At 40.4% G+C, this 16,222-nt stretch carries 15 protein-coding genes; 5 read left to right on the top strand and 10 right to left on the bottom strand.

From position 1 onward, the window contains the following. The first annotated feature begins 81 nt into the window (after positions 1-81). Positions 82-1,281 carry an ATP-binding protein gene (locus NO991_RS05235; RefSeq protein WP_300421145.1) on the top strand — a complete coding sequence of 400 codons (1,200 nt, stop codon included), beginning with the start codon at positions 82-84 and terminating at the stop codon, positions 1,279-1,281. Between the two features lie 10 nt (positions 1,282-1,291). On the opposite strand, the gene NO991_RS05230 is transcribed toward NO991_RS05235, so the two are convergent. From NO991_RS05230 to NO991_RS05190, 9 genes are all read right to left on the bottom strand, one after another. Further along, entirely contained in the window at positions 1,292-1,732 is a 441-nt protein-coding gene (locus tag NO991_RS05230) for a GNAT family N-acetyltransferase (RefSeq protein ID WP_138600714.1), read from the bottom strand. Positions 1,733-1,758: 26 nt separating this feature from the next. Next, positions 1,759-2,253 (bottom strand): MgtC/SapB family protein, encoded by a 495-nt coding sequence (locus NO991_RS05225; RefSeq protein ID WP_054551426.1) that lies wholly within the window; start codon positions 2,251-2,253, stop codon positions 1,759-1,761. Between the two features lie 30 nt (positions 2,254-2,283). Further along, positions 2,284-3,387, bottom strand: a complete 1,104-nt coding sequence (locus NO991_RS05220) for a GNAT family N-acetyltransferase/peptidase C39 family protein (RefSeq protein ID WP_300545910.1) — start codon at positions 3,385-3,387, stop codon at positions 2,284-2,286. Continuing rightward, a complete protein-coding gene (locus tag NO991_RS05215) occupies positions 3,387-4,781 on the bottom strand; it encodes a RimK family protein (RefSeq protein ID WP_138600598.1) in 1,395 nt (464 codons plus the stop codon). The genes NO991_RS05220 and NO991_RS05215 overlap by 1 nt, the downstream gene beginning before the upstream one ends. A gap of 240 nt (positions 4,782-5,021) precedes the next feature. Next, positions 5,022-5,498, bottom strand: a complete 477-nt coding sequence (locus NO991_RS05210; RefSeq protein WP_054551429.1) for a transcription elongation factor GreAB — start codon at positions 5,496-5,498, stop codon at positions 5,022-5,024. A 76-nt stretch (positions 5,499-5,574) separates the two neighbouring features. Continuing rightward, complete coding sequence (gene secF / locus NO991_RS05205) at positions 5,575-6,495, bottom strand: protein translocase subunit SecF (RefSeq protein ID WP_300360422.1); 921 nt, start codon at positions 6,493-6,495, stop codon at positions 5,575-5,577. Beyond that, positions 6,492-8,303, bottom strand: a complete 1,812-nt coding sequence (gene secD / locus NO991_RS05200; protein WP_138600594.1) for a protein translocase subunit SecD — start codon at positions 8,301-8,303, stop codon at positions 6,492-6,494. The genes secF and secD overlap by 4 nt, the downstream gene beginning before the upstream one ends. Positions 8,304-8,377: 74 nt before the next feature. Further along, positions 8,378-8,749, bottom strand: coding sequence for a hypothetical protein (locus NO991_RS05195; protein ID WP_235373495.1), 372 nt, complete (start codon positions 8,747-8,749; stop codon positions 8,378-8,380). A 199-nt stretch (positions 8,750-8,948) separates the two neighbouring features. Continuing rightward, complete coding sequence (locus NO991_RS05190; RefSeq protein ID WP_300360421.1) at positions 8,949-9,995, bottom strand: NAD(P)-dependent alcohol dehydrogenase; 1,047 nt, start codon at positions 9,993-9,995, stop codon at positions 8,949-8,951. 209 nt (positions 9,996-10,204) lie between these two features. On the opposite strand from NO991_RS05190, the gene NO991_RS05185 reads away from it, so the two are divergent. From NO991_RS05185 to NO991_RS05175, 3 genes are all read left to right on the top strand, one after another. After that, the gene (locus tag NO991_RS05185; protein ID WP_371351916.1) at positions 10,205-11,947 is read left to right on the top strand and encodes an ABC transporter ATP-binding protein/permease; all 1,743 of its coding nucleotides are present in this window, start codon (positions 10,205-10,207) and stop codon (positions 11,945-11,947) included. 74 nt (positions 11,948-12,021) lie between these two features. Then, a complete protein-coding gene (locus NO991_RS05180) occupies positions 12,022-12,735 on the top strand; it encodes a YebC/PmpR family DNA-binding transcriptional regulator (protein WP_166340319.1) in 714 nt (237 codons plus the stop codon). A 53-nt stretch (positions 12,736-12,788) separates the two neighbouring features. Then, positions 12,789-14,069 (top strand): protein kinase, encoded by a 1,281-nt coding sequence (locus NO991_RS05175; RefSeq protein WP_300360420.1) that lies wholly within the window; start codon positions 12,789-12,791, stop codon positions 14,067-14,069. A gap of 29 nt (positions 14,070-14,098) precedes the next feature. Here NO991_RS05175 and NO991_RS05170 read toward each other — a convergent pair whose 3' ends face one another. Then, complete coding sequence (locus tag NO991_RS05170) at positions 14,099-15,220, bottom strand: sterol desaturase family protein (protein WP_300360419.1); 1,122 nt, start codon at positions 15,218-15,220, stop codon at positions 14,099-14,101. 412 nt (positions 15,221-15,632) lie between these two features. On the opposite strand from NO991_RS05170, the gene NO991_RS05165 reads away from it, so the two are divergent. After that, positions 15,633-16,142, top strand: coding sequence for a type VI secretion system amidase effector protein Tae4 (locus NO991_RS05165; protein ID WP_138615879.1), 510 nt, complete (start codon positions 15,633-15,635; stop codon positions 16,140-16,142). Positions 16,143-16,222 lie beyond the last annotated feature (80 nt).

Raw genomic sequence — 16,222 nt, 5'->3', positions numbered from 1 at the left:
ATTAATCATATTTAAGTTGCTGAATTCAAGATTATTACTATCCTTTGACTTGTTGTATTAGTAATTGAGTAAATTTGATAAATGTATCAGCCAAATTATGATGAGTTAGTACAAAGTTGGAATAAAACGCTCGCTGTTTTAGCCCTGATTGCTGAAGTGCCCGTCGCATTAGTAATGAAAATAGAAAACAATATTATTAGTGTGTTTTCAAAAAACGATAACCAAGCAAATCCTTTTGAAATTGGTGACAGCGAAGAGTTAGAAGATTCAGGCCTCTATTGCGAGCATGTCATAAAAACGCAGAACTTACTGAATATTCCAAACGCACTTATTGATGATGATTGGAAAGAAAACCCTGATATCAAGTTGAATATGATTTCTTATTTGGGTTTACCAATCTGTGCTGGAGATACTACCCCATTTGGTACTATTTGTATCCTTGATAGTAAACCCCATGAATATAATGAGCCAATAATAAAGCTACTCGAAACCATTAAACAAAGCTTCGAGACGCAACTAAAATTGTTACATCAGCAAAAACAAGCGTTTGAGCAGCAACAGTTTACTGAACTCGCGACCTTAATTCGAGGCATTGCTCATGAGATTAATACTCCTTTAGGTAACTGTATTACAACCGTTGATGTAACCAAACTTGCCTTAAATGACACTAAATCCCTACTAGTGAAAAAACAATTAAGCCAACAAGCACTACAAAACACATTAGATACATTAGAGAACACTAATGAACTGCTAGATAGAAATTTAACCGCATGTGCACATAAAATACGAATTTTACAAGATTTGCTGTATACCAAATCACAATCTAGTAAAACTGTCATTACCTTAGCTCAGCTTTCAGAATCACTTCAAGAACACTTAAAAGAGCAAATAAAATATCGTGCAATTAAATTAGACATTAATTATCAAAACCCACATAGCCAATTTGAAGTTGAAATAGAGCTACTCAAGCAAGTACTCATTATTTTGCTACAAAACTCAATGGAGCATGCGTTCAACAATATTGCAGACCCTGCTATAGAAATTAATATTTTTAATTTTGATGAGGTGTTAAAAATTCACTATAAAGATAACGGCAACGGTATCAGCAGCAATGAACTAAGCTCAATTTTCACCCCTTTTTTTAAAGGTAGCAGCAATCAATCAGGTTTAGGGCTAGGCCTGAGTATTGCGAAGAAAATAGTTAGCCAACAACTGCAAGGCGATATTTGTGTACAAGAAAGTGATGCAGGCGCCCATTTTTTAATTAGTTTGCCTAAGTAAGTTGATAAGTTTAAATGTCTTTCGTAAATAAAATCTTGCTAGTTTGTAGGCTGCCTCTGTCTTCATAACCTACAATTGAATAGCCATTTTTGATAAGCAGACTCAGCATTGCAGGAAAACGGTTCATCGACTTAACCTTTATAGTTAGGTAATTGTTGGCTTTAACCCATGCTTCTTGCGCGTTTAATAGAGCCTGTGCAATGCCCTGCCCTCTACATTTTGGTGCAACCGCACCAAGCCAGCTATAGAAAGTGTTTGAATCTAACGCATAACCCAGTTTGTAGGCCACAGGCTCATTATCGATATAAGCAACTAAAGCTAGGTGGTCAACATCTGCACACTGTGCCTGTAATTTACTGAGGGTATTTCGGCCATCAAACTCTGGTATTTGACTATCTATAAACAACAAATCTTCTAATCTAGCTGGCTTTATTACGTAAAGAGGCTCCATGAATAACTCTTATCTGATATCTTATGTCACTTTTCTTTTCGATAATACAACTTTGAGTAGCGTTTTACACGGGCATGCACACCACGACCTAGGCTCTTAAATTTAGCTTCAAGAACATCTACGCCATATAAAATCCCCACCACTAGCACTGATAGCTTTATCGCAGCGAGTAAGTTGTCAGTGGCAATGACAACACCAATTGATGCTAATACCCAAATCGTTGCAGCGGATGTTACACCAACAACCGCACCATCTTTTGCAAGCATCACCCCGGCACCCAAAAAGCCGATACCAGTAATGATCTGGCCAACGACACGTGAATGATCAATATCTTCACCATGTAACATAAACGCTGTTGATAGAAACAAATAAGTACCCAACACAATGAGCGCTGAAGTACGAATGCCCACAGGTTTGCCGCGTAATTGACGCTCCATACCAATAATTGCGCCGCAAAATGCGGCGCTACCTATTGCTGACCAAGAATAAGGAGCAATATCAAATAAACTACTTAGTGTCACTGCACTTCCAAATCAAACTAACAATCAAAATTATAAATAAAAGGCCATCGCAGTACTGAGACGCGATGAACCAAAACTAGCCATTTTAGTAAAATCGGCTTTAGCTATTGGCACATGCTGACAATCAATCGCCAATTGCTTTTCGTTCTCACAAAACGGGTCATGCACGTACAAGCAATGCTCATCAATATGAGTTACACACACCCAGTGCGGTGACTTTTTACCATCAAACCGATAAGTGCTGATCAATAACACCACCGCTTTACCCTCAGCAAGCCAATCTTCAATGGAGGCCAAGGTTAACTCTTGATACCTCACTGGCAGCTTTGCAGCTATTGCTTCGGCTACAAATTGATTGTGTACGGTATGCAAAATGGCTTTTTTCTTTTCGCTTCTGACACCATCAATAAACAAGGTATCACGGGTATTTAAAACTACATCAGCTTTAAAACCACGTTTCATTGCAGCAAGTGCTAACCCTAGAGGATGACAACCGCCATGCCCTGAAGTCATGAAGATAGTCGTGGCTTCACGCCATATATCCAACTCTTTGTGTTGGCTCATTGCGGTATCATTCAAGGATGACATTGCCATTAATAACGCCGCTGGGCCACAGGTAAATTCGGTAGTTTGCTGGTACCAAGGTGTGTGTTTATCGGCATTAAATTCGATATTACGACGAATGTTTTTTTGCATTCGATGGGCGTCACTGTGGTCATCATAGTAATCACTGTAATGACCAAAAACTTGGTAGCCCAGTTTTTCATATAAACGAATTGCTGATTGGTTGTTTACCGCAACTTCTAAGCGCATGTATAAACGGCCCCGTTTAGCCGTTTCACTTTCAAGCGCAAGCAGTAACTGCGCAGCAATACCTTTACCTTGCTGAGATTGCAAAACCGCCAGTGAATATAACCGAGCAAGGCGTGTCCCTTTGTGACACCACACTAAGCCATATCCAACTAGTTGATTATCTACCTCGGCCACCATCAGTAAGCCGTGAGTTGCGCTGATCCAGCGTTTTAAACTACGGCTACTTAATCTATCTTGGCTAAAGCTTTGCTCTTCAATGGCAACAAGAGCCATCAAATCCGTGGCCTGTGCAAAGCGGATTTGACAAACAGATGCGTTCATTAACCGCGGCCTCTTGCTTCTAGGCGTTGTTTAAATTCATCCATAATGATCATATAAAGCTCATCACCTAAATAGGCATCTTCGACTTTATGGTCGATACTTGGGTTATCATTCACTTCTAACACGTATGCTTTACCTTGATGCTCTTTAACATCAACACCATACAAACCTTTACCCACCGTTTTACAAGCTTTTAATGCTGCATCGAGGACCACTTTAGGTAGCTCAAACGTTGGCAAAGTTTCAAAACCACCTGAGAAAAAGCGTTTTGCATCATGGTTGTAAATTTGCCAGTGATTACGCGCCATTAAATAACGACACGCATAAATTGCACGACCATTTAACACCCCGACACGCCAGTCGTATTCGGTATACATGTATTCTTGTGCAAGCACAAGTGCACTGAACTCAAACAGCTCTGTTAACTTAGCAATTAACTCATCACGATTAGCGACTTTAAATACGCCTTTCGAAAAAGAGCCTTCTGGCATTTTTAAAACCAGCGGATAGCTAAAGTTTGCTTCTAAATTATCAATTGTCTCTTCACTTGTATCAGCAACAACATGCGTTTTTAAACTCGGCACTTTTTGATAATTAAAGGCATCGTGCAAATACACTTTATTACAACAGCGTAGTATTGACTCAGCATCATCAATGACCACTAACCCTAAGCTTTGTGCTTTACTAGCTAAGCGATAAGTTGGATGGTCGATAGCCGTTGTTTGACGAATAAATAACGCATCAAATTGTGCAATATTGGTTATTTCATCAAATGTCAGTGCTTGAGCATAAATACCATGTTTAGCGGCTGCTTTAATGAATTTAGCAATGGCATCTTTATCACTTGGCGGCACTTTTTCTTGGTGATCAACCAAAATAGCCATATCCCAACGGTAACGACGTTTTTTATCGTGAATACGCCATACTGACTCTGTAAAACTACTGAGCTGTTTTACAAATTCTGTAAAGGCTGTGTCATCTAATGATGCAATCGTGCCTTGCTTAACAACTCCTTGCTCATCACACACTAAAATAGGTGCGGGATATTGTGAGAATAGTGCTTTGGTTGCTTTACTATGCTGCTCTTGATCTGTATGGCCAAAAAATACAGTGCCACCAGCAAGTTCTTTATGACGCGAGCTGTGCTCATCGCTACGTAGCGCATTAATTGTTTTTACACTCGGTAATACCTGATGCTTTCTCGCTTCAGCAAGCAAAGAACAATAATAACCTTTACTTAAATACTGCCCTGTATCACACAAGTTTAAAATGCGCGTTTTTGGCTCATTATGTTTTGGATAATCACGTAAGTAGGTGTCAAAGGTAATGACATTTTCGAAATTTTGAGCAATACGTTGCTCATTGTTATCAACCACTATCAAGGTTTTAAACACGACTTTTCCTAAATTAAGTCTTATGAGAAAAATGAAAACACCCAACCAATTAAGTGAACGCATGAGGCTAAACTTCACTTAACTAGATGGGTGCTTGAAATACCAAAACACAATAATTGCTAATTAAGCGTATTGGTATAAGCCTTAAGCTTGATGTGATTTATAGAGGTTTTTTTGCTTTGTGACCAACGAGATATTTTTTACTTGAAGATGAAATTTACTGATTAAAAATACCAATAATTAAATTAACTGATCTATGCTGTACAGTTGTTTATTGCCAGCTATTGAGAGTTCAACTTCATCATCAAGGCTCTTTCCAATCAATTGCTTACCTAACGGCGCTTCTCGGGTTACAACATAAATAGGCTGCTCTTTTACGGTAACCACTAAGCCACCTGCACTTGGGCCCATAAAAAACCACTTTGCGTTATCTTGCTCATCGATAAGACACACTAATGCACCTTCACGAACCTTATTAAACTCGCTTTCTTTAAACACCGCATTGAATGCCTGAATATCACGGTAGCATTCATTAACTCGCTCAGCTTGCCCTTGGGCTAAATAAGCGGCTTCTAAACCCAAGGTATCGTATTGAGTTTCAGCAACACTTTCTTCGTGAGTTGCTGCATCATGGGCCGCTTTTGCCGCTGCTTTGGCGTTTTGCAGTTGTGCCTCTAGCGCAAAGCGTAAATGTTCAATTACGTGTGTTTTATTCATATCAAAGTAGCTAAAACAGAAAAGCCGCTATTCTATGGAAAAATAGCGGCTGATGAAAGTAAGTTATAAAACTGGCTTACGGCAACTCCATATAGGCTTTAGTTTTATCATCCAGTGTTTGGGTGTAATTTTCTGAACTTAACCCCAATAACTGCGGCAAGGTCGCGGCGATACAAATCGATGAGAAGGTCCCTACCACAATACCCACAAATAACGCGATAGCAAAACCCGTTAATGCAGCCCCTGCAAGCAGCCAAATACAAGCAATGGTCGCAAGTGTTGTGCCTGAGGTGATCAATGTACGTGTTAAGGTAGAACCAATTGCATCGTTAATCACAACATGGGTATTTATGCGTTGATTGTCTGGCTGAATACGTAAAAGCTCTCTAACTCTGTCGCCAACAATAATTGAGTCATTCAATGAATAACCAATAATAGCCAGTAAACTCGCCAGCACGGTTAAATTAAACTCAAGCCCAAGTAAGGAAAATAAACCAAGCACTAAGATTAAATCATGTAACAGTGCAACCACTGAACCTACCGCGAGTCGCCATTCAAAGCGCACAGCAAGATAAACCATAATTGCAATCAGCGCTGCAAATAAAGCTAAACAACCTTGTTCAAAAAGCTCATCACCCACTTGTGAGCCTAAAAATGAGCTAGATAAAACGGTATAGTCTACCCCTTGCTCATTCAGCTCTGCTTGCCAAGTACTGGCTTTACTAACCTCTGGTGCTTCTCTTAAAACAAAGTGATATTCACCCGCTTTACTTATAGTTAATTTACTCGCAACCTCAGGGCTTAACTTTGCCTTTAAATCTGTAATTGTTGTGACTGACGCTGTGTTAATTTCCGTGATGTAGCCACCTGTAAAATCAAGACCAAAGTTTAGCCCTTTTACAGATAAAACAGTTAAGCTCATAATGACTAAAACACAACTAAGCAATAATCCTAAAACGCGCGCTTTACTAGCTGCAGTTAATGTTGACCAACTCATGCTTTAGCCCCCGTTAAATTAGTTAGTTTAATGTAGAGTGTTTGGCTAAGCGCTTTCGAAATATAAACGCCAGTAAAGACACTAGTTAATAGCCCAAGCGCCAATGTGATTGCAAAGCCTTTCACCGGCCCATAACCAATGGCATATAAAATAATTGCCGTGATCATCGTAGTCACATTGGCATCAAAAATGGTCGAAAATGCTTGGTTGTAACCTTGCTCTATCGCTTGATAAGTAGGCCGGCCTTTACGCTTCTCTTCTTTTATTCGCTCAAAGATAATCACATTGGTATCAACTGCCATACCTATCGTCAGTACAAGCCCAGCAATACCCGGTAAGGTCAGCACAACCCCCGGTAATAACGACATTAAACCAACTAAAGCCGTTAGATTAAGCAATAAAGCAATATTGGCAATCAGCCCTAAGCGACGATACCAAAGCGCCATAAAGGCAAGGGTAATTCCGATACCCAGCATTAACGCTGCTAAACCATGTTCAATGTTTTCACTGCCTAAGCTTGGGCCTATGGTTTGTTCTTGAACAATTGTCACTGGCGCTGTGAGCGACCCAGCGCGTAGTAAAAGCGCTAGATCATAGGCTGCTTGCGGGCTTTTCATATTAGTAATGCTAAAACGAGAACTTAAATGCTGGGCAATGTTTGCCACATTGATCACTTCGCTTTTTTTCACAACGTCGCCATTTGCATCCCGCGAGTATTCAGAATACACCGTGGCCATAGGCTTACCTATGTTGTGCTTAGAAAATGCAGACATGGCATCGCCACCTTGCGAATCTAAACTAAGCTGCACTAAAGGCTTGCCCCATTCATCTTTGCCAACACTGGCATTATTAATGTGATCACCTGAAAAAATCGCAACAGGATTTAAATTAACAACGCCACCACCTTGCACATTAAACGCTTTACCACCTACTTCGACGACTTGGTAAAAATCGAGAGTCGCAGTTGCACCAATAATACGTTTCGCTTCTGATGGGTCTTGCACACCGGGTAACTCAATGCGAATACGCTGCTTACCTTGTCTTTGCGTTACCGCTTCTGTGATACCAAGCTCTTCAATGCGACCACGCAGGGTTGTTAAGCTTTGCGCCATAACTTGTTTATTAAATTCGCTTTGGCTTTGCTCATTAAAATGCAGTAATACCGTGGTTAGGTTATTCGTTGTTGATTTAGTTTGCATCAGGCCTTTAAATTGACCTTGTAACGTTGAAACAAGCCCTGCGAGTTGCTCCTCGCCGCTTGGTAAAATTTGTAGCTCAACCCCTTCTTTTACAATACTTGCCCGAATACCACGAATTTTGTCTTTACGAAGCGTTAATTTAGTTTGTTGATAGACACTGTTTAAGTGCTCTTGCATTGCTTTATCTAGGTCAACATCAAGCACAAATAACACCCCACCATTTAAGTCGAGTCCCAACTTAATCGGTGAAAGCCCAAGTTGCTGAAGCCATTGTGGGCTTGTCGCATGCTCAACAATTTTAGCCTCTAGCTGTGGGTATTGCGTTTTTATAAAGCTCAACGCATTAGCACTTTGAGTCGGTTCAGCTAATAAAATAGCCAGTTGTGCTTGGCTATCATTGGCTTCAGTCACTTCAAAACCATGTTGATTTAGTGCCGTTGTCACACTTTGCAGCGTCACAGTCTGATCTGGCAAGCTAATGTGCAACCAAGATTTGTTAGGGTAAAGGTTAGGTAGTGCGCTAACCGCTAATAAAATACACGCCGCTATCATAGCGACATAACTCATTTTTAGACGACGCCATAGAGCCGGCTTTGATTTATGTGACATACATGACTTCCTTCCGGCATTGTCAGCCGGTAAAAATTTAATTCCAAAAAATAAAAAGTAACGAAGGAAGCCGTTTAGCTATGGTAGGTGGTATTGGCTTTGTACAAGAGATTAGCGTCTTTCCAGCCACTAATGCGGGATTTACATTGAGTGGCTAATGCAAACCATGGGATCACACGTACAGCACCTGGCGGCGCTAAAAAGTGCTCTTTCCCCCAATCTTCAGCAAAGAATTCAATTAATAGTTCGTAATCAGGATCAACCTGACTATGATAAAGAAATAATGATGAATTACTGGCAGTTAAACGCGGCATAAGGGTATCAAACCCCGATGGTTCATCCGGTTTAGGATGCTCAGCTGTATGAGTTTGGGAAATAACTGGTGTTTTAGTCAGCTCGACTTGGAACAATTTAGTTGCAGAAAAGTGTGACTGAGTGTCAGGCATAGCCATGCTCTGTGCACTAAAGAACACTGTAAAGAGCAAGATAATGACTGAGAAAAACCGTAACAAGAACTGACCAATAAATTAAGCGGATGACAGGGATATAATGAGGGTAAAAAAATAAAACACAAGGTATTACTTAAATAAAAGTGACTAAAACAAAAAGCGGGCCTAATTAGGCCCGCTTAGTCATTTAACTTTGTTAAACTTCTAATGATGACATGTCGATAACAAAGCGTGAGGCCATATCACCTTGCTTTAATTTATCGAATGCGTCGTTAATTTGGTCCATTTTGATCATTTCAACTTCTGGCAGAATATTATGTAACGCACAGAAATCGAGGATCTCTTGGGTTTGCGCTATACCGCCAATTAATGAGCCAGCAACACGGCGACGCCCCATTAATAACGGCACTGAGTTAGACTCAGCAAGCTCACCTACTTGACCAACCAATACTTGCGTACCATCAATATCTAAAAGCGGAATATACGGCGTAAAGTCGTGTTTTACCGGAATGGTATTGATGATCACATCAAATTGATTAGCATGCGCTTGCATGGCATCTTCATCGCTCGATACCAATAAATCTTTTGCGCCATAAGATAAAACCTGCTGTTTTTTCTTATCACTGCGGCTAATAGCTGTAACATTTGCGCCCATTGCAGCTGCGATTTTAATTGCCATGTGGCCTAAACCACCTAAACCAATCACACCAACACGGCTACCAGGGCCGACATTCCACGTACGTAATGGCGAATACGTTGTGATACCCGCACATAGAATTGGCGCACACTTAGCAAGGTCTAAGCCTTCAGGCACACTTAGTACAAACTCTTCACGCACCACAATGTGTTTTGAATAACCACCTTGAGTGAGTTCACCACTAATACGGTCTTGTCCTGAGTAAGTTCCTACCATACCTTCGCGACAAAACTGCTCTTCACCGTTATGACACTGGTCACAGCTTAAACAGCTATCAACCATACAACCCACAGCAACATTATCGCCCACTTTGTATTTAGTAACGCCGCTACCTACTTCAAGGACGCGACCAACGATTTCATGGCCTGGTACCACTGGGTACTGAGTCCAGCCCCAGTCGTTTTCTGCCGTGTGTAAGTCAGAATGGCACACGCCACAATACAGAATTTCAATTGATACATCTTCATCACGAAGTGCACGGCGTTCAAAATGATACGGCTCTAATGGTTTTTCAGAATCATGTGCTGCATAACCGACAGTTTTCATGCTTACTCCTTAATTTTCTTCGTGTTTAACTCATGCATTTAACTAATTTGCTAATGCGCTGGTGTATACTGCACTCAGTATAGAGGTAATTTAGCAAAGTACACTTGCCTAAAACACGAAAGCTTTTGCCTATTTTTATCAAATTGATTCAAGAGAGCCCAATGCGTGGAATGAGCCGCAAAGAACAGGTAAAGAGATCGCCTGATGCAATGAACCTTTCACAAAGCATCAAAACACTTTGGCCCTATTTAATGACCTTTAAAGGCCGCGTTATTTTAGCCGTCTTAGCGCTTATTGCTGCAAAAGGCGCCACATTGCTGATGCCTTGGGCACTAAAAGAAATAATTGACGCGGTTGATGCGAGTATCAACCCGCTATTAAGTGTTCCTATTGCCTTGCTGATCGCCTATGGTTTACTGCGCTTTGCCAGTGTATTTTTTGGTGAAGTACGCGATGCATTATTTGGCCGTGTTACAGAGCACGCTATGCGCCATATTGGCCTAAAAGTATTTAAGCACTTGCACAGTTTAGAGCTTGCCTTTCATCTTGACAGGCAAACAGGCGGTATCAGTCGCGATATAGAGCGTGGCACAAGTGGCCTCAGCTTTTTAATGCGCTTTTTAATGTTTAATATTGTGCCAACGCTATTTGAAATAATCACAGTAGCCATTATTTTTGCAACCTTATTTTCACCTTGGTTTGCACTGGTCACATTAATTGCGGTTGCTAGTTACATTGCTTTTACTGTGATTGTAACTCAGTGGCGTAACCGATTTATTCGTGAAGCAAATGCTGCCGATAACAACTCAAACACCCGTGCAATCGACAGCTTACTAAATTACGAAACCGTTAAGTACTTCAACAATGAACACTATGAAGCGAGCACCTACGACGGCTTTTTAGCTAAATGGGAGCAAGCAAGGCTTAAAAATCGTTTATCGTTACTAGCCCTTAATTCAGGACAAGCACTTATTATAGCCACGGCTATAACAGCGCTAATGTGGCTCGGTGCCAGCTCAGTGGTCAATAAAGAGCTGACAATAGGTGAGCTTGTGATGATCAATGCTTATATGATCCAGTTATTTTTACCACTTAACTTTTTAGGTTTTGTTTATCGTGAAATACGCCGTGCACTGACCGACCTTGAAAACATGCTCGGGCTGTTAAATCGAAAAGCCGCCATTAGCGATGACAAAGATGCACAACCATTAAATGCAACCAAAGCTGCTATTCGATTTGAAAATGTGTCGTTTAGTTACGACAAACAACGGCCAATTCTAAATAACTTAAGCTTTGAGGTTACTTCTGGCAGCAAAGTGGCGATTGTGGGTGCCAGTGGCGCAGGTAAAAGCACCTTAAGCCGTCTGCTCTACCGCTTTTATGATGTTGATGCAGGTAAAATTTATATCGATGAGCAAGCAATCAACACAGTGACACTTGAAAGTTTGCGCCAAGCTATTGCCATCGTACCGCAAGATACCGTGCTATTTAATACCAGCATTCGCGAAAATATCGCCTACGGAAACCCAACAGCAAGCGAAGATGAAATTGATAAAGCCATAAGCCTTGCCCATTTAGATGGATTTATTGCCAGCCTAGATAAAGGTGATAAAACCCTTGTTGGTGAGCGCGGTTTAAAAGTGTCGGGCGGTGAAAAGCAGCGCATTGCAATTGCTAGAGCCATTTTAAAAGGTTCACCCATTTTATTATTTGATGAGGCAACATCGGCGCTAGATTCGCATTCAGAACAAGCCATTCTCAGCGCGATGCGTGAAGTCGCACAAAGACATACCAGCTTGGTTATTGCACATCGTTTATCAACAATTACTGACGCAGACAGAATTATTGTTATGAAACAAGGACAGATTGTTGAGCAAGGTCAGCACCATCAACTGCTTGCAGCGAATGGTGAATACGCACGAATGTGGCAGTTACAGCAAAGCGAAGAATAAACACTGTTAACTAGTAGGTTAAATGATTAGAATAACCGCTTTATTTTTATCTATAACAAAAAGGCAACACGCAGATGGGCAGAGCTTATCAAAACAAAAAAGACTCAATGGCAAAAACTGCGGGTGCAAAAACCAAAGTTTATTCAAAGTACGGAAAAGAAATTTATATCTGCGCTAAGAATGGTGGTGTTGATCCCGATGGCAACTTAGCGCTTCGTCGCTTAATTGAGCGTGCTAAGAAAGACCAAGTACCTACGCACGTGATTGAGCGTGCAATCGATAAAGCCAAAGGCGGTGGCGGCGAAGATTATGTAGCAACTCGCTATGAAGGTTACGGCCCGGGTAACTGTATGATCATTGTTGACTGTTTAACCGACAACAACAAACGTACATTCGCTGACGTACGTGTTTGTTTTACTAAAGCAAATGCAAAAATTGGCGCGCAAAACTCAGTATCACACTTATTTGATCACCTTGCTATTTTTGTCTTTGATGGTGATGATGACGAAGCTGTTTTAGAAGCGCTAATGATGGCTGATGTAGATGTAACGGATGTAGAAGTTGAAGACGGTAAAGTGACGGTATTCGCGCCACACACTGAATACAACAACACCCGAACAGCACTTGAAGAAATGGGAATTACTGATTTCCACGAAGATCTAATTGCTTTTGTGCCGCAAGTAGAAGCACCCATTGCAGGTGAAGACGTTGAAGTCATGGAACGCTTTTTAGCCATGCTAGAAGACTGTGACGACGTACAAAACGTTTACCATAACGCACAGTTTTAATTAAAAAGGCCAACCAAGTTGGCCTTTTACCTTTTAGCCCAAAGGAATCAACATTGAATACCCTCGAAGAGTTAAAAGCCGGTTCTCTACAAGGTTGTACACGGCTTCAGCTTGTTGCAAAACTAACCGAGTTCCCAAAAGAAATTTATACTCTAGCCGATACGTTAGAAATCCTCGATTTATCTAATAACCAGCTAAGTGATTTACCTGACGATTTTTACAAATTAAAAAATCTCAAACGGCTGTTTTTATCATTTAATCAGTTTAAACATATTCCAGACGTGCTAAGAGAATGCCCTAACTTAATCATGGTGGCATTTAAAGGTAATCAAATTACTGAATTTAAAGCGCACTGTTTGCCAACGCAGATTGAATGGCTGATCTTAACGGATAATCAAATCCCCGCTTTACCTGATTCATTTGGTGAGTACAGCAAGCTTAAAAAGCTCGCACTGGCAGGTAATCAGTTAACTCATTTACCAGCTTCAATGGCTAATTGTAACGAGCTTGAGCTAATACGATTAAGTGCCAATAAGCTTACAAAAGTTGAAGATTGGCTTTTAGCTTTACCGAAACTTGCTTGGCTTGCCTTCTCTGGTAACGATTTAAATCGCTCAACTAGCTTACACTGTGAGCAGTTTAGCAAAATCACACTGGATGAAATCCAAGTTAAAGAGCAGATTGGCCAAGGTGCGTCTGGGGTTATTCATTTGGCCAATTGGCATCAACGTCCTGTTGCCCTTAAGTTATTTAAAGGCGAAATCACCAGTGATGGCTATCCACTCGATGAGCTAAATTGTTGTTTAAAAGCCAGTGAGCATCCAAATCTCATTAAAGCATTGGGCTATGTCGATGAAGAGTCACAACTTGGTTTAGTGATGGAGCTTATCAGTAAAGAGTTCACGAATCTTGGTTTGCCACCCTCCCTTGCAAGCTGTACCCGTGATACCTTCGAAGACAACTGCCACTACGCGCCAGAAATGGTGCTAAAAATCGTTAAGCAAATGGCAAGTACCCTCGCTCATTTGCATCAAAAGCAAGTAAGCCATGGTGACATTTATGCCCATAACAGCATGATCAATTCACAGGGCGAGTTATTATTTGGTGACTTTGGTGCAGCAACCGACTTATCCATGCTGACGCCTGATCAACAGCAGCGATTAGAAAGCATTGAAGTACGCGCCCTTGGTTATTTCATTGATGATCTACTGACCGTAGTGAGTGAACAAAACGACATTACTAAGATGCTTTCTGACATCGTTCAAGAGTGCTTGGTACTAAACTCAGACAAACGCCCTCGCCTTTCTGAGCTAGTTTCGCGATTACGAGTGTAGGTAATTATAAATAAAGCCTCTGTGAGGCTTTATTTTTGCTTTTTAAACGGGAACACCTGCTGCTTTAACATACCTTCTGGCATGTAATCCCCAACCACTCCATATTTATCGGGCCACTCTGCTTGACCTTTGACTGCCGTGCCAAATAGATAATCTAAAAATGAAAAATGCGCAGCATAGTTACGGTCAATGGCCGCTTTATCAGATGAATGATGCCAATGATGAAACTGAGGGGTAACCAGCAAATACTTTAACCATCCAAATTTTACCCGAACATTAGCGTGGTTAAACACAGCCTGAAAGCCAACAATAATGACATATAAGCTAATGACATCCGATGGAAAGCCGAGCACAAAAATTGGCGTAAGCACTAAGCTGCGCGTCACGAGTATTTCTAAAATATGTTGACGAGAGCCAGCAAGCCAATCCATCTCTTTTGCACTGTGATGCACGGCATGAAAACGCCAAAGCAGGGGCACTTCGTGATAAGCCCTATGCACAAAGTACTGCATTAAATCAGCAACTAAAATGATTAAAAATAATTGGAGTAAAAATGGCAGTTGAATAATAAAGCCTTGCACTGTATCAGACACAGCCCAGCCAAAAGCATGATGCACGAACTGATTGGTTGCCAGCAACACAAAACCAATAATTAAGTGATTAACAAAGAAATGATTTAAATCACCCTGCCACTCAGAGCGGAGAATTTTTTGTTCTTTACGGTGCGGCAGTAGCTTCTCAATTAGAATAAAAATCAGTGTGGAGCCAAGTAAGTCAAGAATGAACCAATCCAGCCCCAAGTACGGCGTGTTATCTTTAAAGTCGCCCACTTCAACATTCGGACCGCCAAATGCAATTGCCACAACTATAAATACCCAAGCCGTTGCACCGAGCCGTTTATTAGTATTACGAACAAAATTCAAAAGCCCTAAACTGCCCGAAATAATTAATGCCACAAACATTAGCTGACGTAAAAACTCAACACTGTAGTTTTGCCTGAGCTCTGGGGTCGTTAAGTACTCTGGAAAATGAAAAGCTAATACCCCTAAACAGGATAACACCGCTAAGAAACAAGCAATATAACCGCTAATATTGCCTTCACCCACTTGAAACTGCTCAGCTCTAAATAGCTGATGATAAAGACGTGTCATGATATAAAAATCCATTTATCAATTTTTCGCAGCATAACACAGAAGAATTTAGGAACAAATATTGTAAAGTAAGACATTATAAAACAGCGTGAGTGTTTGCTAGCAAGTATCGATAGAATCAAATGTAAGTAGCCAACTAAAATACAAACGAATCCTCATTGACTTAAAATGAGGAACAAACTAACCTGCACAAGTAAATTATTTTTAAAGGAATAAAAATGTCTACTTTCTTAAAAGATAACCTATCTTGCGATTTACCAAACAATTCGGCTGATTAACTTAGAGTTTTAGCAGCAATTATTGAAGTACCATACTCGATAGTAATTAATTACAAAAAATGAACTTTAGTCGATTTTGTTCAAACCTTTGAAGATATTTACAATCAAGACCATCTCTATTATAAGGATATAAAATGTTACAATTTAATGATTTATGGGAAAACTTTCCTGAAAAAGAACTGATCAGAGCAAGATGTCAAAATAAGCAAACTAATAGCTCTTCCCCATTTGGAAACTATTGCGCTATTAACTTAAGTGACGCATTAATTAAATCTGGCGTATCAACTGCAGGAGCTAAAGTTAAGAAATGCTGGGGACACGCGGGCATGAAACATATTCTTTTAGCAGAAGAAATGGCCAGTTGGCTTAAAACTTCAAACTTTAGTTGGTTAGGTGATCTACAAAAAATTAATCCAAAAACTTTCCAAGATGACCTAGATGGTAAAACTGGAATTATATTTTTTAAAGATTATTGGCAACGAGGCAGTGAGTCTGTTACTAACCGTAGTGGAGACCACATCGATCTTTGGAATGAAGATCAAATTACTAGTGGTGGTATGCTGACAAGATCAATATATGAATTCTTTGGTGTAGTATCAGATCTTAACAACAGCAAAGATATTTGGTTTTGGGAGATTAAATAACTATGTCAAAGGCTAAGTCATATATTTTGAATATAAGTCTTATTTTAGTTAGCGCATTCGCGAATTTCATGTTGTTTTTA

The sequence above is a fragment of the Pseudoalteromonas sp. DY56-GL22 genome (genome assembly GCF_041414715.1).
Classification (GTDB): domain Bacteria; phylum Pseudomonadota; class Gammaproteobacteria; order Enterobacterales; family Alteromonadaceae; genus Pseudoalteromonas; species Pseudoalteromonas simplex.
This window is presented reverse-complemented; position numbering and strand designations above follow the sequence as displayed.